Raw genomic sequence first — 23,333 nt, forward strand, 5'->3', positions numbered from 1 at the left:
GTCACCTTGGTGTGTGTGGTGTACGGAAGGTGGCGAGCGGAGAGGGCGGACCGGGGTCCGGAGGGTCAGCGGGCGGCCGTCTGGCGCGGACGCGGACGCGGGTGGGGGCGCGGCCGGGCGCGCAGGTTGTGGGGGAGGGCCGGGCCGAGGCGGCGGTCGGGGCCGGCCCCGGCCAGTCCCGCCCGGAACAGCCCGTAGGTGAGGCGGCGTTGAGCGGCCGCCTCCAGTTCGTCCCGCAGCGGACCCGCGCGCAGCACCGCGCCGGGGCCGAGGAGGCCTTCCACGACGGCCAGCGCACCGGCGGTGTCCCCGTGGACCAGGCGCTCGCGGACTCCGGGCAGGCAGTCGGGGCGCCGGTGCGCCTCGTCGATGGCCCGCAGGCAGGGCAGGGGAGGGCCGCCCAGCGCGACGAGGAGTTCCTCGCGCCGGACCTCCGCCGGGTCGTGGTCCAGCGCGGCCAGCACCCCGTCGGCCAGGCCGATCCGGTGCAGGGACCCCCGGCACTCCACGAGCCGTGGGCCGCCCGGGCCGTCCGGGCTCCGGGCGGGGGCGCCGGCCGGGTGCTCCGGAGCCAGAGCGGCGGCGACCAGCGGGTGCAGCCGGCCGGCCCCGAGCAGGCCGGCGCGCAGCAGTCGGAGGTCGGGCGCCACCCGGGTCGCCGCGTCGGGCAGCACGGGCAGGGCCGACGCGCCGCCGTCCCCGGGAACGGCGGCGACCCGGAGCGCCGCCGCCCCGTCCTCGTCCGGGCCCACGTCCAGGACCAGCCGACGCCGGTTCCCGAACCGTACGGTGACCCGGCCCCCGGGCCGCCCCGCGTCGGCGCGGAGCAGGATCTCCGCCTCCGCCGCCCAGCGGTCCACGGCCCAGCCCGGCCCGGACGGTACGCCCCCGTACGCGGCGGCGGGGCCGTCGGAGGGCGGCCGGTCGGCCCCGGCGCGGCCGCGCAGTTCGCCGGCCCGGCGCGCGTCCCACAGGTGCCGGTGGAGGTCGAGGCGGTAGCGCCGGTCGGGACGGGGGTGCGGGTGGCGCAGGTCGCCGGGCCCGGGGCGGGAGCGGTCCCACAGCGCGAGCTCGAACCGCTGCCCGGAGTCCGCCCACGCCGGCGGGGTCCGCACGACGAGGTGGACCGGGCCCGAGCCGTCGTACCCGGCGCCTTCGTACCGGGCGAGCGTGAGGGTCAGCCCCGGCCGCAACAGCCCGTCGGGGGCCGTCCTTGGCAGGTGCCAGCGCAGCAGGTCGGGAGCCAGGTGGCGGAGGTCGGCCCGGACCCGCGCGGCGAGTTCACGGCCGTGGACGCGGGCCACCGAACGCAGGTCGAAGCCGACGTCGACACCGGCGGCGGCACAGGCACCCGCCCAGTCCCCGGCCCGACGGCGGGCGGTGGCGGTCTCGATCATGGAGGGCGGCACGGCGAACTCGCGCACGCGCAGCCAGAGGGAAAGGCGGGAATCGCCGTTCGCGGGGTGAGTGAGCATCAGCGCTCACCTTGCGCGGACGGGACCCCCGATCTGTGAATGCGGTGAGTGTTCATCGCGGCGATCGTAACGGCGCCCACCCGCCCACGCCAACGATTACCCGCCCACCCCGGGACGCCGCCCCGCGACGACGCGGAACACGGCTCGCGGGAACGGCCCCGGCGACGCGGGCTCCGGCCTGCGGTGGGCCGGTGTGAGGCGGGCGATGGAGCGCGGGGCGGTCTGCCGGGGCGGGGAACGTGGGGGCAATCCGGCCAACCCGGCGCGGGGGCGGGCGGCGGGCCGTTCCCGGGGCCGGCGGGTCGGGGTGTGGGGGCCGGGTCTTGCCCCGACTGCCCTGGCCCCTTCCCGCAGCCCGCGGCACGGCGCCGGACCGGACGGTTCCGGTGATTCCGGCGACCCGCGCGGGGGACGAAAACCGCCAAAGCGCCGCCGGGGACCCCCTCCCGGCCTGTGTACCCTTCGCCGCGTGACGACCGGTCACACGGGTGCCGGGGGCGGGGACGGACGGGACGAGGAGGGGGCCGTGAGCGGGGTACTGATCCACCTGCCGCCAGGGAGCGGCGACGCGGTGACCCTGCGGCTCGGCCCGGGGGAAGTGGCCCGCTTCGGGCGGGGCTCGCAGACGTCCCCGGTCGAACTCCGCCTCGTCGACGCGGCGATCTCCCGCCTCGCCGGCGAGATCCGGGTGACCGACGACCACTGGCAGCTCAGCAACCACAGCACGACCCACAGCTACCTCGTCGAGAACCCGGAGGGCGCCGGCGAATACCTGAGGGTGCCGCCGCGGCGGGCCGGGGCGCCCATCCCCTTCGAGTTCTCCCGGGTCGTGCTGCCCACCCGGGGCGACACCACCGTCTCCTTCCAGGTGTTCGCGCCGGACCACGTCTACCTCGACCCGGACGGCGCCGGCGGCCCCTGGGGGAGCCGCACCCTGACCGCGTACTCCCTGGACGAGACGGCCATCTACTTCCTGGTGCTGGTCGCGCTCTGCGAACCGCGCCTGCGCGACGAGTCGCCCGTCGCCGTGCCGACCACCCCCGAGATCGTCGAACGGCTCGCCGGACTGCCCGGCTGCGCGCAGCTGACGGCCCGCGCCGTCAGCTCGCACATCGACTACCTCGCCGACGAGAAGATGCGGATCAGCGCCCCCGCCGACGCCGGAGCGGGCCGGGGCCCCCGGCGCAACGGCAAACGCGAGTCGCTCGTCGGACTCTGCCTGCGCTTCGGCCTCGTACGCGAGGAGCACCTCGCGCTGCTGCCGCCCCGGGCCGGAGGAGCAGAGGGTGCAGCGCCCGGCCGACGCCTCGGATAGCGACCGCCTCGCCGGCCTCGCCCCGGGCCACCGCATCGGCCGCTGGGAGGTCACAGGACCGATCGGCGCCGGCGGCTGGGGGACCGTCCACGCGGCCCGCCCCGCCGACGCGGGCTCAGGCCCCCGGGAGGTGGCGCTCAAACTCCTGCCCACCGGCGGGCTCGCCCCCCTCCAGGCCCGCCGGGTGGCGGAATCCGCGCGGCGCGAGGTCGACCTCGGACGCCGCGCCCCCCACCCGAGGCTGATCCGCCTGCTGGACTCCTTCGTCCTCGGCGAACCCGCCCACCCCCACCTCGACGGCGCGATCGTGCTGGTCATGGAACGGGCCGCGCGCAGCCTGCGCGACCTGCTGGGCGCCGCCCTCCCCGAGACCGAAGGGGCCCGGCTGATCACGGAGATCTGCGAGGGCCTGGCCCACCTGCACCACAGCGGCTGGGTCCACGGGGACCTCAAACCGGACAACGTCCTGATCATGGCGGACGGTTCGGTCCGGCTCGCCGACTTCGGGCTGGCCACCGAACTGACCGGCACCCACGGCACCCACGGGTACGCACCCCCGATGGGCACCCCGGACTACCTCCCGCCCGAGCGCTGGCGCGCCCCGCTCGGCGAGCACGGCGTACAGGTCCGGCCCAGCGCCGACATCTGGGCCCTCGGGGTCCTGGTCCACGAGGTGTTCGCGGGCGGCGCCGCGCCGTTCCCGGGCGCCACGCCGGCCGCGCGCGCGGCCAACGTCCAGGAGTACGCCGACGGCCGCGCCCCGCTGCGCATGGACCACGCCGTACCGCCGTTCTGGCGGGAGCTCGCCGCCGACTGCCTGGCCCCGACGCACGCCGCGCGCGCCCCGCACACCGCCGAAAGCCTCCTCGCGCGCATCACCGCCGCCCGGCAGGCCCCGGCGGAGCCGGCCCGGCCGGGCCGGCTCCGGAAGGCGGCCCGCGCCGCCCTCGCGGCAGCGGCCGTGTGCGCGGCGGCGGCCGTCGCGCTGTGGGCGTACGCCGACGGCGGGGCGCCCGGGACGGGCGGCGAACCCCCGGGCCGCATCCGGGTGTTCAACGCCGAGAAGAGCTGCCGGGAGCGCGGCGAGCGGGAACCGCAGTGCAGCCTCGGCCTGGCGATCGACCCCCTCAAGGCGTACTCCGCCGAGAACGTCGTCCCCACCCGGGTCTGGCACGGCGAAGTGCTCGCCGTCTACTGCCGGCTCCCGCGCGGGATGCCGATCGTCGACGAGTCGGACGCCGTCTCCCTGGAGTGGTACCGCGTCCGGCTGCCCGAAGGCTCCGACGGCGCCGCGGCCTGGCTGCCCGCCGTCCGTACGAAGGACCGCCCGGCCGTGCCCGACTGCCCGAGCCCGAGCCCGACCCCGACCCCGTCCGGCCGCTGACGGAGCCGGCCCCGGGCTCCCCGGTGCGGCCGGCGGCCCGGCCCCGCGCTCCCCGAGTGTCGTGGGGGTCCGGCCCCGGATTCCCCGAGTGTGGCGGGCGGCCCCCGGCGCCGTCACTCCGGAGCGTTCCGGATGCCCGCGCCCCGTACCCCGCGGCTAGCTTGCGGTCTGCCCGTCCCACCCCCTCCGGAAGGAAGAGACCGAGCAGATGCGTGCCATGCGAACGACCCTGTCCCGCACGGGCCTTGCCCTCGCCGTCCTCACCCTGCCGATGGCGGCGGCCACCACCGCGACCGCGGCCCCCGCGCGCCCGGCCGACGCCGTCCAGAGCTTCCGCAACCAGGCGACCAACCGCTGCATGGACGACACCTCCAACGGCTTCCGCACCTGGAGCTGCAACGGCAGCACGCCCCAGCAGTGGACCGTGCACGTCTGGGGCGACGGCACCCGCCAGCTGCGCAACAACAACACGGGCCGCTGCGTCGAGGACACCGACAACGGCTTCCGCACCGTCGGCAGCTGCAACTCCAACCCGGAGCAGAGCTGGTGGGTCACGGTCTGGGGCGACGGCAGCGTCCGCCTCCAGAACCAGGCCACCGGGCGCTGCATCGACGACAGCTCCCTCGGCTTCCGGACCTGGGCGTGCAACAACACCCCGTACCAGAGCTGGTTCTGAGCCATCCCCACCCCCCACCCCATTCCCGTGGTTCACGAAGGAGCAGACAGGTGCGTGGCGCAGCAGCACGACAGGCGAGACGACGCGTCGCGGTGGTCCTGGCCCTGACCGCCGTGTCCGCCCTGGCCCGGCCGGCCTGGGCGCAGGAGACCCCCGTCGTGCCGGGACCCCTCGGGCATCCCGCGACGGCCGAGATGTTCTGCGCGATACCCGCCGAGCGGGACATCGCCGTCACCCGCAAGGTGTACGAGGTCGGCCAGCGGCGCGGCGTGTCCGAGAAGGTGATGCTCGCCGGCTTCGAGACCGGCTGGGTGGAGTCCCGCATGAACAACCTGAACTGCGGGGACCGCGATTCGCTGGGCGTCTTCCAGCAGCGCCCCTCGCAGGGCTGGGGCTCGCCCGAGCAGGTCATGGACGTCGACTACGCGGCCAACAAGTTCTTCGAGGTCGCCCAGCAGATGGAGCCCGGCCACGAGGGCGGCAGCCCGGGCGAACTCGCCCAGGCCGTCCAGCGCTCCGCCTACCCGGACCGCTACGACCAGGCGGAGGGGGCCGCCCGGCAGATGCGGGACGAGGCCTTCTGGCCGTACGGCTCGATCGGCGCCAAGTACGGCGCCCTGGGCGGCCCCGACGGCCCTCTCGGCCCGCCGGTCCGCGCCGAGGAGGACGCCATGCTCGGCGGGCGGTTCCAGGCGTTCGCGAACGGGATCGTGATCTGGCATCCGGACGCGGCGTTCGCGGTGTACGGGGACATCCTGGCGCGGTTCTGGGCGACGGACGCGGAGCGTCGGTGGGGTTTCCCGACGATGGACGAGGCGGAGGCGGGCCAGTCGCCGGGCGGCAGCCGGGGCCGGTACCAGGTCTTCGAGCGGGGCTTGTTCCTGTGGTCGGCGCAGACCGGGGCGCATGTGGTGCACGGGGCGATCCAGGACGCGTTCCGCGCGAACGGCAACGAGCGGTCCCTCGGTTACCCGGTGACGGACGAGACCGACGAGGGGTCCGACGGCAAGGCCCAGAAGTTCCAGAACGCCACGATCCACTGGAACCCCGCCCGGGGCGCCTGGATCACCACCAACTGACCGGGAGACAGCCATGAGAGCGCCGACCCTCCAGCGCGTGATCGGGGCGATGGCACTGGCCCTGGCCGCCCTCGCGATCTCCTTCTCCGCGCCGCAGACGGCGGGCGCGGCCGTACGCGCCGGATCCATCGGGCGGGGCCAGGTGATGGACCGGGCCTGGTCGTGGATCGCGGAGCAGGTCCCGTACAGCCAGAGCGGCTGCCACGAGAACCAGTTCGGCTGCTACCGGCCGGACTGCTCGGGCTACGTGTCGATGGCCTGGAACCTCGACTCGTCCCTGACCACCTGGACCCTCTGGAACGTCACCTCCGACATACCGGCGGCCGATCTTCAGCCGGGCGACGCCCTGTTGCGCGACTCGGGCGGCACGGACCACGTCGCCCTCTTCGTCCGCTGGGCGGACGACGCCCACACGCGGCCGGTGGTGCGCGAGACGTACGACTTCGGGCACGTCCCCGAGGAACGGGTCTGGAACGACGGACTGCGCGGCTTCACCCCCCGCCGGTACGACCAGCTCGACGACCTGATGCCCTACGGCTCGATCGGCGCCAAGTACGGCGCCCTCGGCGGCGTCGGCGGCCCCCTCGGCCCGCCGGTGGCCGGTGAACGCGATTCCATGATGGGCGGGCGGTTCCAGGCGTTCGCGAACGGGATCGTGATCTGGCATCCGGATGCGGCGTTCGCGGTGTACGGGGACATCCTGGCGCGGTTCTGGGCGACGGACGCGGAGCGTCGGTGGGGTTTCCCGACGATGGACGAGGCGGAGGCGGGCCAGTCGCCGGGCGGCAGCCGCGGCCGGTACCAGGTGTTCGAGCGGGGTCTGTTCCTGTGGTCCGCGCAGACCGGGGCGCATGTGGTGCACGGGGCGATCCAGGACGCGTTCCGCGCGAACGGCAATGAACGCGCCCTCGGTTACCCGGTGACGGACGAGACCGACGAGGGGCCCGACGGCAAGGCCCAGAAGTTCCAGAACGCCACGATCCACTGGAACCCCGCCCGGGGCGCCTGGATCACCACCAACTGACGGAGGAACCCGTGACCGAGCAGCACCGCCCCACCCGCAGGAGCGTCCTCAGGACCGCCGGCGGACTCTCCGCGGCCCTGGCCCTCGGCGCCGGCGGCGTCCTCGCCTCCGCCGCGTCCGCCGCGGCGGTCGGCGACGCCGCCGGACTGCACATCGTCGACCGCGGCGAGGGCGACCCCCGCATGTGGTACTACCGCTTCGCCACCAACGAGATCGGCTGGCAGCCCGCCGTCAACGTCCTGCTGCCCGACGACTACCACTGGAGCGGCCGCACCTACCCCGTCCTCTACCTCCTCCACGGCGGCCTCCAGGACTTCATCACCTTCGACGTCGCCGGGGTCCGCGCCTGGACGGCGGGCAAGCCGATCATCGTGGTGATGCCCGACGGCGGACAGGCGGGCTGGTACTCCAACCCCGTCAACACCTTCGTCGGCCCCCGCAACTGGGAGAGCTTCCACATCAACCAGCTGATCCCCTGGGTGGAGGCGAACTTCCGCACCTTCGCCGAGTACGAGGGCCGCGCCGTCGCCGGGTTCTCCATGGGCGGCTTCGGCGCGCTGAAGTACGCGGCCAAGTACTGGGGCCACTTCGCGTCGGTCAGCTCCCACTCGGGCCCGGCCAGCCTGCGCCGCGACGGCGGCGCGGTGGTGCACTGGGCCAACCTGTCCGCCGCCGTCAAGGACCTGGCCGGCGGCACGATCTACGGCGCGGCCTGGGACCAGGCGCGGGTCACCGCGGACAACCCGGTCGAGCGGCTGGAGAGCTACCGCAACAAGCGGATCTTCCTGGTCGCGGGCACCAGCCCGGACCGCACCAACGTCTTCGACACCTTCAACGAGACCCAGGTGCTCGCCGGCCAGCGCGAGTTCCGCGGCCTGCTCGACCGGGCGGGGATCGGACACGAGTGGTACGAGGAGCCCGGCGGGCACGCCATCCGCGACTACATGTTCATCCGCGACATCGACGGCATCATCGGCCGCCTCCGCAAGGCGTAAGCGGGCCCACCCCTTCCGGAGCCCCGCCCGCCCCCTTACGGAGCCCCGCCCTCCCACCGGACGGCGGGGCTCCGGCACGCGGTCAGCCGGCCATCGCCCCGGCCCGCGCTCCGGCCCGGGCGGCGGGTGCCGCGAGCCGGCCCGTGCGGTGCAGCCCGTACAGCGCGGCCGCGCAGCCGAGGCCGAGGGCGGACAGCGCCAGCCAGGGGAGCGCGGACATACCGGCCGACCGGGCCGCGTCCAGCGCCGCCCCGGTCAGCAGGTTCCCGAGCGCGATGCCCACCCCGCACACCGTGTTGTAGAGCCCGTAGTGGGTGGCCACCAGACGGTCCCCGCACAGCCGGACGATCGTGTCCATCTCGAAGGGGTACGCCACCATCGTCCCCACTGCCAGCAGCAGCGCGGACAGCGCCGGCGGCCCGACGGCCAGCAGCCGCGCCGCCGACCCCCCGTCCGCCCCGGGCAGCGCGGTGGCGGCCAGCAGCGGGACGAACGCCGCCGCCATCGCCAGCAGCCCCCACACCAGGGCCCGGCCCGGCGCCATCCGGGCCTTGCACCATGCGGTGACCCGGGTCTGGAACAGGATCGTGCTCAGCCCCGAGACGGCGAACAGCACCGCCACCGCCGCCGTGCCGAAGGCCCCCTCCCCGCCCAGGCGCCGGACCTCCAGCGGCAGCGCCAGGTACACCTGGAAGGTCAGCACGTACGAGCCGATCATGGCCAGGGAGAACAGCACGAACGGCCGGTTCGACAGGATCCGCCGCCACTGCGCGAACACTCCCTCGCGCGGGCCCGTCCGCGCCTCCCCGGCGTCGTTGCCCCGCCGGGCGGGCAGCGCGCGGACCTGTACGACGCTCAGCACGGCGAAGGTCCCGGCCGCCACCAGGCAGGTGACGCGGAAGTCCACGCCCGTCAGCACCATCCCCACCAGCGGCCCCAGCAGGATGCCCGCCTGGTAGAAGACGTTGAACAGCGCGAACGCCTCCACCCGGCGCTCGCCCGCGTCCGCCGCCAGGTACGCCCGGGTGGCCGGGTTGAACAGGGCACCCGCCAGCCCCGTCGCGGCGGACGCGGCCAGCAGTGCGGGCACCGAGTCGACCAGCCCCAGCGTCGCGAACCCGGCGACGCGCAGCACCAGCCCGGCGATGATCATCGGCTTGTAACCGAGGCGGTCGGCGAGCGTGCCGCCGATCAGGAACATGCCCTGCTGGCTGAAGTTGCGCACCCCGAGGATCAGCCCGACGGTCCAGCCGGCCAGCCCCAGCGGCCCGGCCAGATGGGTGGCCAGATAGGGCATGAGCATGTAGAAGCCGAGGTTGATGGTGAACTGGTTCACCATCAGCAGCCGCACACTGCGCTCGTACGTACGGACCTGCGCGAGCGTTCCCCTCATCGGACCCGCTCCCCGGTCCCGGACAGCGCCAGCGGATCCACCACGGTCGCGCAGCGGGTCCAGCGGGTGACCTCCCGCTCGTCCAGCCGGCCGATCTCGTCCGGCTCCCCGGCCGGCGGGGCGTCCAGCAGGCCGTGCGCGGCGCAGTAGTCGTCGTCGTACACGGTGCCGAGGTAGCGCTGCGGGCCGTCGGGGAACACCGCCGCGATCCGGGCGTCCGCGGGCAGGGTGCGGGCCAGCCAGCCGGCCACCAGGGCGACCGACCCCACGCTCCAGCCCCCGGCGGCGTAGTGCGAGGCGGCCAGCTGCCGGCAGGCCCACACCGCCTCGCCCGGCGCGACCCAGTGCACCTCGGAGAACTGCTCGTACGCGACGTTGCGCGGGTAGATGCTGGAGCCCAGCCCGCGCATCAGCCGGGCCCGGGCGGGCTGCCCGAAGATGGTGGAGCCCACGGTGTCCACGCCGACCAGCTTCAGGTCGGGGTAGCGGCCGCGCAGCACGCGCGAGACGCCCGCGGAGTGGCCGCCGGTGCCCACGCTGCACACCAGGACGTCGATGTGGCCGAGCTCGTTGGCCAGTTCGAGCGCCAGCGGGGTGTACGCGGTGGTGTTGTCGGGGTTGTTGTACTGGTCCGGGCACCACGCGCCGGGATGGCTGCCGATCAGCTCGCCGACCCGGTCCCGCCGGGCCTGCTGCCAGCCGCCGGTGGGGTGGGGTTCGCGGACGACGTCGACCCGGGCCCCGTACGCCGTCAGCAGCCGGGTCATCGACGGCTCCAGGCCGGGGTCGGTGACGAGGGTGACGGGGTGCCCGTAGACCATCCCGGCGAGGGCCAGGCCGAGGCCGAGGGTGCCGCTGGTGGACTCGATGATCCGGGCTCCCGGCCGCAGGTCCCCCCGGGCCCGGGCGCGCTCGACCATGTGCAGGCCCGGACGGTCCTTGATGCCGCCCGGGTTGAAGCCCTCCAGCTTCGCCCAGAATCCCCGCCCGGCCGGGGCGAGGGGCTGCGAGACGCGCAGGATCGGGGTGTTGCCCACCAGCCCGGACAGGGTGGTGCGGGAGGGGTGGGTCACGGCGGTGGCCGGAGGATGCATGGTTCCGCTCTCGTTCGGTGCTGCGTCGGATGGTCGTTCGTACGGATGCCGGTCCCGGGCGGGCGGGCGGACGGCCCGGTGGCATGCGTCAGCCGTTGCGAAGGGAACTACGGGAGCCGACTAGAGCCGCCATGGACGCGGACTGGTCGGGACGCGGCCCCGGCGACGGCCCGTCGGGGCCCGCCCGGCGGCGCCGGTCCGGCCCGCTCGGCCACGCCCCGACGGGAGAGGCCGCGCCCCGCACGGCCGGCGCCCCCGGGACGGGGTGCCGGGAGCCGCCCTCACGAGGACCCGGCCCCGGTACCCGGCTGCGGCGGCCCTGCAGACACCGTCGGCCCGCACTGCGGCGCGCCTCCAGCGCCCCGCGACCCGGCCCGGACGGGCCCGTGCCCGCCGGCGCCGCCCGCCTCGGGGAACGGGAAGGCCTAGATCCGCAGTACCGCAGGAGCGGGCGGCGGGGCCGGGGCGGGGGTGCCGGACCGGTCGGGGCGGAGGGGCCCCCGGTGGCCGTCGGGGGCACACCGGGTGACGGACGCGGGCGGGGCGGGCGGGGCGTCCACCACGGAGCCCTGCCGGGGCGGCACCGGCGCGCACTCGTCCGCGGGCTGGCCGGGGCCGGAGAGGGAGCCGGGGTCGTCGACGGCGGCCGCCGCCGGGGCGGAGACGACCGTGACCGCGGGCGCGGGCCGCGCGGTGACGCCCGTCGTGTGGGCACCGTGCGTACCGATCAGCCCGAGGAGCAGCAGGGCCAGCCCGAGCAGCCGCCACAGACCCGCCGCGAGGCGGGCCGGCGGCGGTGAGTGCGGCGCGCGGGCGGTGACCACGCGGCGATCGTAGCCGCCCCGGGGGCCCGTGACCGGCCGTCAGCCGGGCGGACCGCGGCCGACGGAGCGGCCCCCGCGCCCGTATGGCGGAATGGCACCCGGACGCCGGGGCGGCGGCGCCGCCGGTGGATACCCATACGGGGACCACGGCGCGCCGCGCCCCCCACCCCTCCCGGGAGATCATCGATGACCTGCCTCAACCGCCGTGACCTCGCCCTGCTGGCCCTCCGTACCGGCACGGGGGCGGTGCTCATCGCCCACGGGGCGCAGAAGCTGTTCGGCTGGTTCGGCGGCGCCGGCCTGGAGGCCACGGCGGCCGGGATGGAACACATGGGCTTCCGGCCCGGCCGGGAGAGCGCCATCGCCGCGGGGCTGGGGGAGGCGGGCGGCGGGGCACTGCTGGTGCTGGGCCTGGCCACCCCGGCCGCGGGCGCCGCCGCGGCGGGGGCGATGGCGGGAGCGGTGGCGGTGCACGCCCCGGCCGGCTTCTTCGCGCAGGGCGGCGGCTTCGAGTACCCCGCCTTCCTCGGGTTCACCGCGGCGGCCGTGGGCCTCGCGGGGGCGGGCCGCTACTCCGTCGACCACGCCACCGGGCACCGCTTCGACCAGCCCTGGATGGTCGCGGCGGCCTTCGCGGGCACCGCCCTCGCGGCCGCCGCGGTCGTCACCAAGCGGGCCCGCGGGCAGGCCCGCGCGGAGCTCGCCGGAGACGAGTGAGGGGGCGGCGCCCCCCGGTTCACCCGAGCGGGTGACACGGCGCCGCGCGGTGGCCGGTCCGCCGGGGGAGGGGGCGGCGGGGGAGTGGCGCGGCGCTCACTCCGTCAGTTCCCGGGCGTCCAGCGGGACGTGCCAGGCGTTGCGCCGGTGCGCGGCGTCCAGCTGGGCCTGGAGCGGGTTCCGTGGCACGGTCAGGACCGGGCAGGGCGCGTGCGCCAGGCAGTAGCGGGCCACCGAAGGGCGCAGCGCGCCCAGCAGCCCGCCGCGACAGCCGGCGCCGACCACCAGCAGGTCGTCGCCGTCCCAGGCGGCGTCCACCAGCACCGCCCCGGGGGTGCCCCGTACCGCCTGCCCGGCGAGCGTGACGCCCGGCCCGCCGGCCCCGAAGGCGCGGTCGAGGGCCTGCCGCAGCCGGTCCACCGCCGCCGCCCGGCAGGCCGGGTAGAGGACGTCGGCGCAGGCCGTACGCGACCTCAGGACGCCGCCCGGCGCCTGCCAGGCCAGCACCACCCACAGCTCCGCACACCGCGACCGGGCCTCGGCCGCCGCCCGGTGCAGGGCCGTCAGGCTCCCGGGACTCCCGCTCACACCCACCGCCACGCGTCGCCGCACCGCCGGCCTCCCCCTGTCGATCCGTTCGTCCGTCCCATTCAACGGGGGCCGCGACGGCCCGTCCGTCAGCGATCCGTATGAACCCGGGGGGCGGCCGTCAAAGTCCCGTCAGGGGGCCGTCGGCGGCTACGGCCAGAGCCGGACGCGGTCCCGGCCGACGCCGGCCCGCGCGTACCGCAGGCGGGTGTGGCCCCGCCTCTCGACGGCCTGCGGAACTCGACGCCGCCGACGAGCGAGGGCCCGGCCCCCAGCCCGCCGGACGGCTTCTCGGCGGAGCCGGTCAGCCGGCGTTGCCGTCGGCGGGAGCCAGGGGCAGTCGGACCACCAGCCGTGCCCCGCGCGGGGCCGCTTCGGCCGTCAGGGTGCCGCCGTGGTGCGCGGTCAGGTCCCGGGCGATGGCCAGGCCCAGCCCGGCGCCCCCGTGGTCGCGGCTGCGGGCGTCGTCGAGGCGGGCGAAGCGCTCGAAGACCCGCTCCCGGTCCGCCGGGGCGATGCCGGGACCGTCGTCGCGGACCTCCAGGACGGCGGCCCGCGCCCCCGGCCCGCCGGTGAGCCGCAGCGTCACGTCCACGCCCTCGGCGGCGAACCGCTGCGCGTTGTCCAGGAGATTGGTGACCACCCGGGTCAGCCACAGCCCGCTGCCCTCCACCACCACGCCCGCCGCCAGGGAGGTGCGTACGGGGACCCGGTCGCCCAGCCGCGCCCGTACGGCCTCGTCCACCACGTCCCCCAGGTCCAGCCGGACCGCCGCCACCGGCTGCGCGGCGTCGATCCGGGCCAGCAGCAGCAGGTCGGAGGCCAGCCGCTGGAGCCGCTCCACGTCCTCCAGCGCCCCGCCGATCAGCTCCGGCCACAGCTGCGGGTCCCGGATCGCCAGGGCCACCTCCAGCTGGGTGCGCAGCACGGTGATCGGGCTGCGCAGTTCGTGCGAGGCGTCGGCGATGAAGCGGCGCTGGCGGATCCCGGAGGACTCCAGCCGGTCCAGGGTGGTGTTCATCGTCTCGGCCAGCCGCGCCACCTCGTCGCGGGTCGGCGGCACCGGCACCCGGCGGTGCAGATCGCGCTCCGAGATCGCGGAGACCTCCGCCCGGATCGCCTCCACGGGCCGCAGGGCGCGGCCGGTCACCCGCCAGGTGACGAGGCCGACGGTGGCGAGGAGCAGCGGCCCGCCCACCACGAGGGCGGCCGTCGTGGTGTCGTCGGCGGCGTCCACGTCGCGCAGCGAGGTGCCCACGAAGACGGAGACCAGGCCCTGGGGCGTCTGCGTGGTCACCTGCACCACCCGCTGGCGGTGTTCGCCGCCGAGCGGGCGGACCCGCCAGGTGTGGAAGGAGGTGCCGGGACGCGGCGGCGTCACGGGTCCCAGCGCGGGCAGGCCGGCCAGGTTCGGGGTGGCTCGCAGCACCCGGCCGCGGGCGTTGACCACCTGGACGAAATCGGTTCCGCGGGCGGCCGGCCGCATCCGGTCGAGCTCCCCGGCCGCCGCCAGCCGGGCCACCGTCTCGGCCTGCTGGGCGGCGTCCCCCTCGGCGTTGCGCAGCAGGTTCCCCCGCATCAGCCCGAGCAGGGCGAACGAGGCCACCGCCAGGGCCACCGCCACGACGGCGACGGCGGCCGCGGTCGCCCGGGCCCGGACGGTGGTGGGCAGGAACCGCCGCAGCGGCGGCCACCCCAGCAGCCGCGCTCCGAGCACGCGGGCCCTGCGCAGCCCTCGTACGGGACGCGGCGGCCGGGGGGGTCGCGCCGGCCGGGGCGGCGGGGACGCCTGGCGCGCGGGGTCAGCCACCGTCGGCCGCCAGCCGGTAGCCCGCGCCGCGCACCGTCTCCAGGGCGGTGCGGCCGAACGGCGCGTCGATCTTCCGGCGCACCGCGCTGACGTGCACCTCGACCACGTTCGGATCGCCGTCGAAGGCGCTGTCCCACACCTGCTCCAGGATCTCCCGCTTGGGCACCACCTCGCCCGGCCGCCGGGCGAGGCACTCCAGCACCGCGAACTCCCGCGCGGTGAGCCGGATCTCGGTGCCGCCCCGGGAGCAGAGGTGGCGCGCCGGGTCCACGGTCAGGTCACCGAAGGTCATGGTCCGCGGTGCGCGGCGGCCCGTCCGGCGGCCCAGCGCGCGCAGCCGGGCGACGAGGACGAGGTAGGAGAAGGGCTTGGAGAGGAAGTCGTCGGCGCCCGTGTCCAGGGCCTCCGCCTCGTCGTACTCGCCGTCCTTCGCGGTGAGCATCAGGATCCCGGCCTCGTGGCCGGCCGCGCGCAGCCGGGAGCAGACCCGGTAGCCGTTCAGGCCGGGCAGCATGATGTCGAGGACGATGAGGTCGTAGTCGTGCTCGGAGGCGAGCCAGAGCCCCTGGAGCCCGTCGTGGGCCACGTCCACCGAGAACCCTTCGGACTGGAGCCCCCGCTGCAGGGCCAGGGCCAGCCGTCGTTCGTCCTCCACCACCAGTACGCGCATGGGGACCAGGGTCTCAGGCGGGGCCGGGCCGAAGCTGAAGAGGTCTTCAGCGGGCTTCAGGTGGGCTTCAGCAAGTGCTCGGCATGCTCCGGGACGAGCCGGGCGCGGTGCCCGGTTGCGCCTGAGGAGTACCGCCATGTCTGAGTCTTTCCCCGAGTACGACCCGTCCGGCCCGTCCGGCCCCGCCCCGCGCAAGGGCGTGCGGCGGATCCTCCCCCACGGCAGGGGCGGGCGGTGGGCGGCAGCGGGCGTCGCGGCGGCCGTGATCGTCGGCGGCGGGGCCGCGGCCGTGGCCGTGGCCGGGCACCACGAGGGGCACGACCGCAAGGCGGCCCGCTTCGCCCGGGCCGAGGGCGGTCACGGTGACGAACGCGCCCACCGGGGCGGTGCGGGGGAGCGCAAGGGGGCCAAGCCGGCCGCCCCCGGGGTACGGGACGGGGCCGGCGCGGCCGGACGCACCCCGAAGAAGGCCCCGGCGCCCGCCCCGGTGCCGTCGCTCGCCCTCGGCCAGGCCGCCGAGAAGGCGGCCGCCGCCGTGCCCGGCGGCAAGGTCGAATCCCTGCGGGCGGTGGCCCAGGAGGGCGGCGGCAGCGCCTGGCGCGCGGTGGTCATCGGCACGGACGGCGTACGCCACGCGGTCATCGTCTCCGGCACGGACGGCACGATCACCGGCAACACCCCCCTGAACGCCACCCAGACCCGCTGACCAACCCACGGCCCGGCCCCGCTGTCCGGCTCACGGCCGCCCGGGACCGCTGACCGGCCCGCCGTCCGGCCCCTCCGGCCACCCGCCCCGGGCGCCCCGGCCTGCCCGTCTCGCTCGGGGCGGGCAGAATGAAGGGAACGTGCTCCGCCCCGGCCCGGGCGGACGGCGAAGGAGGCCGCCGGTGCTGCCGTCGGATCAGCCGGGGGAGGCGCGGGCTCGCGGCCCGATCCGGTCCGAGCCCGGCTCGCTGCTGGAACACGTCGCGGTGGCCGTCTTCGGCATCGACGAGCAGGACCGCGTCTGCTACTGGGGCCCCGGCGCGCAGGACCTCTTCGGACACCCGGCGACGGACATCCTCACCCACCCGGCGGCCCGCCTCTTCCCCTCGCCCCCGTCCCCCGATTCCGCCGCCCTCGCCGAGCGGGCCCGCACCCTCGGGTACTGGCGGGTGCGGCTGCCGGTGCTGCACCGGGACGGCAGCGTCTTCGACTGCGGGTTCCGGGTCTTCCCCGTGACCGGGTCCTCCGGCGAGTCCGTCGTCATGGGCCTGGTCAGCCGGGGCGAGGAGCTCGACCGGGTGAAGACCAACCTGGCCTTCCTCGACGCCCTCTTCGAGACCTGCCCCATCGGCCTGGTCATGCTCGACGAGGACCTGCGCTACGTCCACCTCAACCAGGTGCTGGCCGACATGGACGGCATGTCCGTCCGCGACCACCTCGGCCGCAGCGCCGCCGAGGTCATGATCACCTCCGACGGCGGCGAGTTCGAGGGCATGCTCCGCGCCGTCGCCGACGGGGGCGCCCCCCTGGTCGGCGCCCTCGTCGGCCTGCGCACCCCGGGCCGCCCCGACCGCGACCAGGTGCGCTCCGTCAGCTTCTTCCCGCTCACCCGCGCCGTCGGCACCGACCCCGGCGTCGGCGGACTGCTGGTGGACGTCACCGACCGGGAACGGGCCCTGCTGGAGGCGACGGCCGCCCGGCAGCGCCTCGGCCTCCTCGACCGCGCCGCCGCCCGCATCGGCACCACCCTCGACGTGGACACCACCGCCCGGGAACTGGTCGCCGTCGCCGTCCCGGAGTTCTGCGACGCCTCTGTGGTGGAGCTGGTGGAGTGGATGGACCCCGACCGGCCCTACGACCCCCGCCTGCCCCTGTTCACCCGCCGGATCGCGGCCACGACCACCCTGCCGCCCCCCGCCGACGAGCTCGTCGGCGGCCTCGACCGGGTCGAGTACCCGCCGGGCTCCAGCGTCCACCACGTCCTCAGCACCGGCCGCCCGCTCTGCGCCCACGTCGACGAGGACTTCACCAGCCGTACCGTCGTCCACCACGAGCGGGCCCGGCTGCTCCTCGCCGGCGGCCTGGCGGACATCGTCCTCGCCCCGCTCGTCGCCCGCGGCACCGTCCAGGGCATCGCCATGTTCGGCCGGTCGCCCGCCCGCCCCGCCTTCACCGAGGAGGACCTCAGCCTGGCCGGTGAACTCGCCTCCCGCGCCGCCCTCTGCCTGGACAACGCCCGCCTCTACAGCCGGGTCCAGGACATCGCCCTCACCCTCCAGCGCGCCCTGCTGCCCCACGCCCTCGCCACCAGCCCCCACCTCACCGTCGCCCACCGTTACCTCCCCGGCAGCCGGGCCACGGAGGTCGGCGGCGACTGGTACGACGTCATCGGCCTGTCCGGCGACCGGGTCGCCCTCGTCGTCGGAGACGTCATGGGGCACGGCGTACCGGCCGCCGCCTCGATGGGCAGACTGCGCATCACCGCCAAGGCGCTGGCCCGGCACGGCCCCGAGCCCGAGGACCTGCTCGCCGAGCTCGACCTCTGCGCCCGGGAGTCCGGCATCGAGCTGGCCACCTGCCTCTACGTGGTCTACGACCCGCACACCGGCGGCGCCCGGATTGCCGGCGCCGGCCACCCTCCGCTGCTGGTACGCCACCCGGACGGCACCGTCGAGACCGTCGGCGACGGCCTCGGCGTCCCCCTCGGAGTCGGCGGCGTGCCCTTCCGCTCGACCCGCACCCACCTGCCCGAGGGCGCCGTCCTGGCCCTGTACACCGACGGCCTGGTCGAGACGCGCGGCCGCGACATCGACTCCGGACTGGCCGCCCTGCGGGCCGAGCTGGGCCGCGCCGAGGGCTCACTGGAGGACATGGCCGACCAGGTCCTGGCCGCCCTGCTGCCCTCCGCCCCCACCGACGACACGGTCCTGGTACTGGCCCGCATCCACCCGGCGACCCCGCCCCACCGCCGCCCGGCCTGACCCACTCCGGCTCCCGCCCGCCCGGCCCCCGGACCCGTCCGCCCTACGCCGGCTCGCCCGGGTCGCCGCCCCCGTCCGGATCGAGGAGCCGGGCCGCCATCGCCCGCATCTCGACCTTGCGGATCTTCCCGGTGACCGTCATCGGGAACGCGTCCACGACGTGCACGTAGCGCGGGATCTTGAAGTGGGCGAGCCGCCCCGCGCAGTACGCCCGCACGGAGTCCGCGGTGAGCGGCTCCGCGCCCTCGCGCATCCGCACCCACGCCATCAGCTCCTCCCCGTACTTGGCGTCGGGCACCCCGATGACCTGTACGTCCAGCACGTCGGGGTGGGCGTGGAGGAACTCCTCGATCTCGCGCGGGTAGAGGTTCTCGCCGCCCCGGATCACCATGTCCTTGATCCGGCCGGTGATGCTCAGGTACCCCTCGGCGTCCATCACCGCCAGGTCGCCCGTGTGCATCCAGCCCTCGGGGTCGACGGCCTCGGCCGTCTTCTCCGGCTCGCCCCAGTAGCCCAGCATCACCGAGTATCCCCGGGTGCACAGCTCGCCCGGGGTCCCGCGCGCGACGGTCTCTCCGGTGCGCGGATCGGCCACCTTGACCTCCAGGTGCGGCCCGGCCCGGCCCACCGTGGAGACCCGGCGCTCGACCGGATCGTCCGCGCGGGTCTGCGTGGACACCGGGGAGGTCTCCGTCATGCCGTAGCAGATGGACACCTCCGTCATCCCCATCCGCTCGATGACCTGGGTCATGACCTCCGTGGGGCAGGGCGAGCCCGCCATGATCCCGGTGCGCAGGCTCGACAGGTCGTAGCCCTCGAAGCCGGGCACGGCCAGCTCCGCGATGAACATCGTGGGGACCCCGTAGAGGGAGGTGCAGGACTCCGCCTCCACCGCCGCCAGTGTCGCCACCGGGTCGAAGGCGGGCGCCGGGATCACCATCGCCGCACCGTGGCTGGTGCAGGCGAGGTTGCCCATCACCATCCCGAAGCAGTGGTAGAAGGGCACCGGGACGCACACCCGGTCCCGTTCGTCGTAGCCGCACAGCTCGCCCACGAAGAAGCCGTTGTTCAGGATGTTGCGGTGCGAGAGCGTGGCGCCCTTGGGGAAGCCGGTGGTGCCCGAGGTGTACTGGATGTTGATCGGATCTTCCGGGGTCAGCGCCGCCCGCGCCCGTTCCAGCGCCGTCGGATCGGCGGCCCGGCCGCGCTCCAGCAGCGAGGTCCACGACGGTCTGTCGAACAGGACCGTGAACTCCAGCCCCGGACAGCGCGGCCGGACCTCCTCGATCATGTCGGCGTACGCGGAGGTCTTGAAGCGCTCCGCCGCGACCAGCAGCCGGATGCCGGACTGCCCGAGGACGTACTCCAGCTCGTGGGAGCGGTACGCCGGGTTGACGGTGACCAGGATGGCCCCGATCTTCGCCGTGGCGTACTGCACGAGGGTCCACTCCGCGCGGTTGGGCGCCCAGATCCCGACCCGGTCGCCCTGGACGATGCCGAGGTCCAGCAACCCGAGCGCGAGGGCGTCCACCTCGGCGCCCAGCTCCGCGTACGTCCACCGGCGCCCGGCGGCCACGTCCACGAGGGCGTCCCGGCCCGGGAACCTCCGTACGGTCCGGTCGAGGTTGTCCCCGATCGTCTCGCGCAGCAGCGGGACCTCGGTATCACCTGACGCACGGCTCGGCGCGGACGCACCACTCGACGCTCCGGACACACGTACCTCCTGTACTCGCTGCGGCGAAGACGGCCCACGCGCGGCCCATGATCCCTCCCGGCGGGCCGCCGGGCCAGAGGGCTACGGGTGTGAAAGGCGTGGCCGGTTTTAATCGAGCAGGTGTTCGGGCGTGGGGTTAGGCTGGAACCATGCACGCACTTCAGGCCTCCCTGTTCGACCAGACCGACGAGATCCGGCTCGGCCCGCTCGCCCCGGTACGGCGGACCCCGCTCGGGGCCGGGGCGTGGGTGGACCACCTGCCCGGCTGGCTCGCCGGCGCCGACGCCCTGTTCGAGCGGCTCGCCGCCGATGTCCCCTGGCACGCGGAACGCCGCCAGATGTACGACCGCCAGGTGGAGGTGCCCCGGCTGCTGGCCTCCTACCGCGAGGGCGACCCGCTGCCGCACCCCGTGCTCACCGAAGCCCGCGACGCCCTCGGCCGCCACTACGCCGCCGAACTCGGCGAACCCTTCGCCACCGCCGGACTCTGCCTCTACCGCGACGGCCGTGACAGCGTCGCCTGGCACGGCGACCGTACCGGCCGCTCCGCCACCGAGGACACCATGGTCGCCATCCTCTCGGTCGGTGACCCCCGCGACCTGGCCCTGCGGCCCCGCGACGGCGGCCCCACCCTGCTCCGGCTGCCGCTCGGCCACGGTGACCTCGTGGTGATGGGCGGCTCCTGCCAGCGCACCATGGAGCACGCCGTCCCCAAGTCCGTACGGGCCGTCGGCCCCCGGATCAGCGTCCAGTTCCGCACGCGCGGCGTCATGTGAGCGGCCGTGCGCAGCCGGGTGGCACAGGCGGGGTGGGCCGCCGGACTCGCGCCCGCCGCCGGAGGCGCCGTCATGGCCGCCGGGATCCTCTCCGTGGGCCTCGGGCTGACCGGCCACGCCGTCCTGTCGGCGGCCGCGCTGGTCCTGGCCGGGGCCCTGTGGCTGCTGCTCGCCGCCGACTTCGCCGGCCGGCTCGTCGCCGACCGGGGCCGCTTCCGGGCCGAGGCCGACACCCCGGCCGCCCTCACCGCCGTCGCCGCCACCACCGTGCTCGGCGCCCGCCTCTGCCAGCTCGGCCGGACCGGCGCCGCCACCGCCCTGCTCGTCCTGGCCGCCCTGCTCTGGCCCGGCCTGCTCGCCTCCGTCGTGCTGCACTGGAAGCGCCGCATGCCCGGCGCCGCCTTCCTCGTCTGCGTCGCCACCCAGGGCCTCGCCGTGCTGGCCCGCGCCCTCGCCACCGCCCACCGCTCCGACTGGCTGGCCCGGGCCGCCCTCGGCTGCTTCTGCCTCGGCGCCGTGCTCTACCTCGTGGCCCTGCGCCACTTCGACTTCCGCGAAGTGTCCGGCGGGGCCGGCGACCACTGGGTGGCGGGCGGCGCCCTGTCCATCACCGCCCTCGCCGGAGCCGGACTCACCGCGTCCGCCGCAGGGACCGGCCCGGCCCACGCGGCGCTGCGCACCGCCACCCTCCTCGCCCTGGCCGCCTCCCTGGGCTGGTACGCCGTCCTGCTCGCCGCCGAGGTACGCAGTCCCCGTACGCGCTACGACGTCCGCCGCTGGTCCACCGTCTTCCCGCTCGGCATGACCGCCACCGCCTGCCTCTCCGCCGCCGGCCCCACCGGCGTGCCCTGGCTGTGGCCGCTGGGCGTGGTCCTGCTGTGGATCGCGGTCGGCGCCTGGCTGCTCACCCTCGCGGCCTGGCTGCTCTCCCGCCGCCCGGCCCGCCCGGCCGGCCGCGCCCGGGCGCCCCGCTGAGCGGGCCCGGCCCGGTCGCCGCGCCGGCCCCCGACACGCGTCCCGGCCGGGGTCCCGAACGGCTGGCGGCGGCCCCGGCGGCTCAGTAGGGTCCCGCCATGGCCTACACGTTCCAGGTGACCATCGACTCCGCCACCCCGCACGCGCTCGCCGACTGGTGGGCGGACGCCCTCGGCTGGGAAGTGGAGCCCAGCGACGAGCAGTTCATCCGCGGCATGGTCGAAGCGGGCCACGCCACCGAGGAGGACACCACCACCCACCACGGCGCCCTCGTCTGGAAGGCCGGATCCGGCATCCGCCACCCGGAGGGCCTGGAGCGCGCGCCCCGCGTGCTCTTCCAGTACGTACCGGAGCCCAAGACCGTCAAGAACCGCGTCCACCTCGACGTCCGCACCGGCGAGGACGACCCCCGGGCGCTCGTCGAACGGCTCCTCGCCAAGGGCGCCACCCGCCTCCACGACGCCACCCAGGGCCCGTTCCGCTGGACCACCCTCACCGACCCCGAGGGCAACGAACTCTGCGTCTCCCACTGACGGGCCACAGGGTCACAGGGCCGCAGGCCGCGCCCGGCCGTGACCCGTCATAATTGATTACCGGCTCATCCCTCCCGCCCATGAGAATGAACCATCTCGAACCGGGAGGAACCCATGAGCCAGGCCCACCTGACTCTGCACGATCTGATGCCCGCCCAGGACCTCGCGGCGGCCATCGACGCCGGCCACGTGACCCGCAAGGCGCACCCCGAACTGCCGCTGTCCCTCTACACCTACACGCGCACGGCGCAGTACGAGCAGGTCTGGAACCAGGTCACCACCCGCTGCCGGGGACTCGTCGCCGACGACGCCACCGGCGCGGTCGTCGCCCTGCCCCTGCCCAAGTTCTTCAACGTCGCCGAGCACGCGGCGGGCCGCGCCTACGCCCCCGCCCTGCCCGACGAACCGTTCGAGGTGTACGACAAGGTCGACGGCAGCCTGGCGGTCGTCTTCCACTACGCGGACCACTGGCGGGCCGCTTCCAAGGGCTCCTTCACCAGTGCCCAGGCCACCTGGGCCCAGCGCCGCCTCGACGCCCGGGACACCGCCGCCCTCGTACCCGGCGTCACCTACCTCGCCGAGATCCTCTACCCGCACAACCGGATCGTCGTCGACTACGGCGACCGCCGCGACCTCGTCCTGCTCGCCGCCTTCGGCCCGGACGGCGCCGAGGTGCCCCTCGCCGAGGCGGCCGGACACTGGGACGGCATCGGCTCCGTCGTCACCGTATGGCCCGCCATGCCGCTCGCCGAACTCCTCGCGCTCGCCGAGTCCAACACCCTGCCCGGCGGGGACCGCGCGACCGGCACCGACGCCGAGGGCTTCGTCCTGCGCTTCGCCTCCGGCGTCCGCGCCAAGGCCAAACTGGCCGAGTACGTGCGCCTCCACCGGGTGCTCACCCGCGTCACCGAACGGGACATCTGGCGGGCCCACGGCATCCAGCGCTTCGCCGGCCTGCCCGACCGGCAGCTCGCCCAGGGCCTCCACTGCACCGTCGCCGACATCGAGGCCAGTGGCGGCAAGCCGCTCGACGAGCTGCTCCAGCACGTCCCCGACGAGTTCGACGCCTGGGTACGGTCGGTGATCGCCGGCCTGGAGGAGGCCGCCGCCCGCCGCGAACGGGACGTCGACGGGGCCTACGCCGCACTCGCCCACCTGGCCGGCGACCGCGGCGCCTTCGCCCGCGCCGTCCGCGCCCTCCCCGACGCCGGGCTGCGCCCCGCCCTGTTCCAGCGGCTCGACGGCCGCTCGACGGAGCTCGCCTCCTGGCGGGCGGTCCGGCCCGAGACCGCCAACCCCTACACCACCGACGAGGAGAACTGATC

At 75.7% G+C, this 23,333-nt stretch carries 21 protein-coding genes; 13 read left to right on the forward strand and 8 right to left on the reverse strand.

Annotation, left to right across the window (positions count from 1 at the left end; all coding sequences use genetic code 11):
- Positions 1-65: 65 nt before the first annotated feature.
- The gene (locus tag ACZ6ZT_RS01510) at positions 66-1,475 is read right to left on the reverse strand and encodes a hypothetical protein (RefSeq protein WP_469714498.1); all 1,410 of its coding nucleotides are present in this window, start codon (positions 1,473-1,475) and stop codon (positions 66-68) included.
- Positions 1,476-2,001: 526 nt separating this feature from the next.
- On the opposite strand from ACZ6ZT_RS01510, the gene ACZ6ZT_RS01515 reads away from it, so the two are divergent.
- From ACZ6ZT_RS01515 to ACZ6ZT_RS01540, 6 genes are all read left to right on the forward strand, one after another.
- On the forward strand, positions 2,002-2,790 hold the full coding sequence (locus ACZ6ZT_RS01515) for a serine/threonine protein kinase (protein ID WP_469714499.1): 789 nt from the start codon (positions 2,002-2,004) through the stop codon (positions 2,788-2,790).
- Complete coding sequence (locus ACZ6ZT_RS01520) at positions 2,762-4,174, forward strand: serine/threonine-protein kinase (protein WP_469714500.1); 1,413 nt, start codon at positions 2,762-2,764, stop codon at positions 4,172-4,174. Before ACZ6ZT_RS01515 ends, ACZ6ZT_RS01520 begins: the two co-directional genes overlap by 29 nt.
- Before the next feature lie 217 nt (positions 4,175-4,391).
- Positions 4,392-4,850, forward strand: coding sequence for an RICIN domain-containing protein (locus tag ACZ6ZT_RS01525; RefSeq protein ID WP_469714502.1), 459 nt, complete (start codon positions 4,392-4,394; stop codon positions 4,848-4,850).
- Positions 4,851-4,900: 50 nt separating this feature from the next.
- Positions 4,901-5,929, forward strand: a complete 1,029-nt coding sequence (locus tag ACZ6ZT_RS01530) for an LGFP repeat-containing protein (protein ID WP_469714503.1) — start codon at positions 4,901-4,903, stop codon at positions 5,927-5,929.
- 13 nt (positions 5,930-5,942) lie between these two features.
- Positions 5,943-6,953 carry a hypothetical protein gene (locus ACZ6ZT_RS01535; RefSeq protein WP_469714504.1) on the forward strand — a complete coding sequence of 337 codons (1,011 nt, stop codon included), beginning with the start codon at positions 5,943-5,945 and terminating at the stop codon, positions 6,951-6,953.
- A gap of 11 nt (positions 6,954-6,964) precedes the next feature.
- Positions 6,965-7,948 carry an alpha/beta hydrolase gene (locus ACZ6ZT_RS01540; protein WP_469714506.1) on the forward strand — a complete coding sequence of 328 codons (984 nt, stop codon included), beginning with the start codon at positions 6,965-6,967 and terminating at the stop codon, positions 7,946-7,948.
- A gap of 82 nt (positions 7,949-8,030) precedes the next feature.
- On the opposite strand, the gene ACZ6ZT_RS01545 is transcribed toward ACZ6ZT_RS01540, so the two are convergent.
- The 3 genes from ACZ6ZT_RS01545 to ACZ6ZT_RS01555 form a co-directional block, all read right to left on the reverse strand.
- The gene (locus tag ACZ6ZT_RS01545; RefSeq protein ID WP_469714508.1) at positions 8,031-9,341 is read right to left on the reverse strand and encodes an MDR family MFS transporter; all 1,311 of its coding nucleotides are present in this window, start codon (positions 9,339-9,341) and stop codon (positions 8,031-8,033) included.
- Positions 9,338-10,435 (reverse strand): PLP-dependent cysteine synthase family protein, encoded by a 1,098-nt coding sequence (locus ACZ6ZT_RS01550; protein WP_469714509.1) that lies wholly within the window; start codon positions 10,433-10,435, stop codon positions 9,338-9,340. Before ACZ6ZT_RS01550 ends, ACZ6ZT_RS01545 begins: the two co-directional genes overlap by 4 nt.
- Positions 10,436-10,860: 425 nt before the next feature.
- Positions 10,861-11,259, reverse strand: a complete 399-nt coding sequence (locus ACZ6ZT_RS01555) for a hypothetical protein (protein ID WP_469714511.1) — start codon at positions 11,257-11,259, stop codon at positions 10,861-10,863.
- Between the two features lie 186 nt (positions 11,260-11,445).
- Between ACZ6ZT_RS01555 and ACZ6ZT_RS01560 the strand changes: the two genes are divergently transcribed.
- Positions 11,446-11,976, forward strand: a complete 531-nt coding sequence (locus ACZ6ZT_RS01560; RefSeq protein ID WP_469714512.1) for a DoxX family membrane protein — start codon at positions 11,446-11,448, stop codon at positions 11,974-11,976.
- 96 nt (positions 11,977-12,072) lie between these two features.
- On the opposite strand, the gene ACZ6ZT_RS01565 is transcribed toward ACZ6ZT_RS01560, so the two are convergent.
- The 3 genes from ACZ6ZT_RS01565 to ACZ6ZT_RS01575 all read right to left on the reverse strand — a co-directional run bounded on the left by ACZ6ZT_RS01565 (position 12,073) and on the right by ACZ6ZT_RS01575 (position 15,044).
- Positions 12,073-12,588, reverse strand: a complete 516-nt coding sequence (locus ACZ6ZT_RS01565; protein WP_469714514.1) for a universal stress protein — start codon at positions 12,586-12,588, stop codon at positions 12,073-12,075.
- 280 nt (positions 12,589-12,868) lie between these two features.
- Complete coding sequence (locus ACZ6ZT_RS01570; RefSeq protein ID WP_469715002.1) at positions 12,869-14,236, reverse strand: sensor histidine kinase; 1,368 nt, start codon at positions 14,234-14,236, stop codon at positions 12,869-12,871.
- 130 nt (positions 14,237-14,366) lie between these two features.
- Positions 14,367-15,044: a response regulator transcription factor gene (locus tag ACZ6ZT_RS01575; protein WP_469714515.1), complete on the reverse strand. Its 678-nt coding sequence runs from the start codon at positions 15,042-15,044 to the stop codon at positions 14,367-14,369.
- Positions 15,045-15,180: 136 nt separating this feature from the next.
- Here ACZ6ZT_RS01575 and ACZ6ZT_RS01580 point away from each other — a divergent pair, with 136 nt between their 5' ends.
- Both ACZ6ZT_RS01580 and ACZ6ZT_RS01585 read left to right on the forward strand, forming a co-directional pair.
- The gene (locus ACZ6ZT_RS01580) at positions 15,181-15,750 is read left to right on the forward strand and encodes a hypothetical protein (protein WP_469714517.1); all 570 of its coding nucleotides are present in this window, start codon (positions 15,181-15,183) and stop codon (positions 15,748-15,750) included.
- Positions 15,751-15,931: 181 nt separating this feature from the next.
- The gene (locus ACZ6ZT_RS01585; RefSeq protein ID WP_469714518.1) at positions 15,932-18,010 is read left to right on the forward strand and encodes a SpoIIE family protein phosphatase; all 2,079 of its coding nucleotides are present in this window, start codon (positions 15,932-15,934) and stop codon (positions 18,008-18,010) included.
- A gap of 43 nt (positions 18,011-18,053) precedes the next feature.
- Here the strand turns inward: ACZ6ZT_RS01585 and ACZ6ZT_RS01590 are convergent, their stop codons facing one another.
- Positions 18,054-19,724 (reverse strand): AMP-binding protein, encoded by a 1,671-nt coding sequence (locus ACZ6ZT_RS01590; protein WP_469714519.1) that lies wholly within the window; start codon positions 19,722-19,724, stop codon positions 18,054-18,056.
- 149 nt (positions 19,725-19,873) lie between these two features.
- On the opposite strand from ACZ6ZT_RS01590, the gene ACZ6ZT_RS01595 reads away from it, so the two are divergent.
- The 4 genes from ACZ6ZT_RS01595 (at position 19,874) to ACZ6ZT_RS01610 (ending at position 23,331) form a co-directional block, all read left to right on the forward strand.
- Positions 19,874-20,500, forward strand: a complete 627-nt coding sequence (locus tag ACZ6ZT_RS01595) for an alpha-ketoglutarate-dependent dioxygenase AlkB (protein ID WP_469714521.1) — start codon at positions 19,874-19,876, stop codon at positions 20,498-20,500.
- A 6-nt stretch (positions 20,501-20,506) separates the two neighbouring features.
- The gene (locus ACZ6ZT_RS01600) at positions 20,507-21,475 is read left to right on the forward strand and encodes an SLAC1 family transporter (RefSeq protein WP_469714522.1); all 969 of its coding nucleotides are present in this window, start codon (positions 20,507-20,509) and stop codon (positions 21,473-21,475) included.
- Positions 21,476-21,573: 98 nt separating this feature from the next.
- Positions 21,574-22,008 (forward strand): VOC family protein, encoded by a 435-nt coding sequence (locus ACZ6ZT_RS01605; protein ID WP_469714523.1) that lies wholly within the window; start codon positions 21,574-21,576, stop codon positions 22,006-22,008.
- Between the two features lie 114 nt (positions 22,009-22,122).
- A complete protein-coding gene (locus tag ACZ6ZT_RS01610) occupies positions 22,123-23,331 on the forward strand; it encodes an RNA ligase (protein ID WP_469714525.1) in 1,209 nt (402 codons plus the stop codon).
- The last annotated feature ends 2 nt before the right edge of the window (positions 23,332-23,333 follow it).

The organism is Streptomyces sp. NPDC102258 (assembly GCF_055584685.1).

Coding starts and splice junctions, on each gene's coding strand:
- ACZ6ZT_RS01560 (WP_469714512.1), top strand. CDS start 11,446: ATGACCTGCCTCAACCGCCGTGACCTCGCCCTGCTGGCCCTCCGTACC.
- ACZ6ZT_RS01575 (WP_469714515.1), bottom strand. CDS start 15,044: ATGCGCGTACTGGTGGTGGAGGACGAACGACGGCTGGCCCTGGCCCTG.
- ACZ6ZT_RS01545 (WP_469714508.1), bottom strand. CDS start 9,341: ATGAGGGGAACGCTCGCGCAGGTCCGTACGTACGAGCGCAGTGTGCGG.
- ACZ6ZT_RS01595 (WP_469714521.1), top strand. CDS start 19,874: ATGCACGCACTTCAGGCCTCCCTGTTCGACCAGACCGACGAGATCCGG.
- ACZ6ZT_RS01550 (WP_469714509.1), bottom strand. CDS start 10,435: ATGCATCCTCCGGCCACCGCCGTGACCCACCCCTCCCGCACCACCCTG.
- ACZ6ZT_RS01610 (WP_469714525.1), top strand. CDS start 22,123: ATGAGCCAGGCCCACCTGACTCTGCACGATCTGATGCCCGCCCAGGAC.
- ACZ6ZT_RS01605 (WP_469714523.1), top strand. CDS start 21,574: ATGGCCTACACGTTCCAGGTGACCATCGACTCCGCCACCCCGCACGCG.
- ACZ6ZT_RS01510 (WP_469714498.1), bottom strand. CDS start 1,475: ATGCTCACTCACCCCGCGAACGGCGATTCCCGCCTTTCCCTCTGGCTG.
- ACZ6ZT_RS01525 (WP_469714502.1), top strand. CDS start 4,392: ATGCGAACGACCCTGTCCCGCACGGGCCTTGCCCTCGCCGTCCTCACC.
- ACZ6ZT_RS01535 (WP_469714504.1), top strand. CDS start 5,943: ATGAGAGCGCCGACCCTCCAGCGCGTGATCGGGGCGATGGCACTGGCC.
- ACZ6ZT_RS01580 (WP_469714517.1), top strand. CDS start 15,181: ATGTCTGAGTCTTTCCCCGAGTACGACCCGTCCGGCCCGTCCGGCCCC.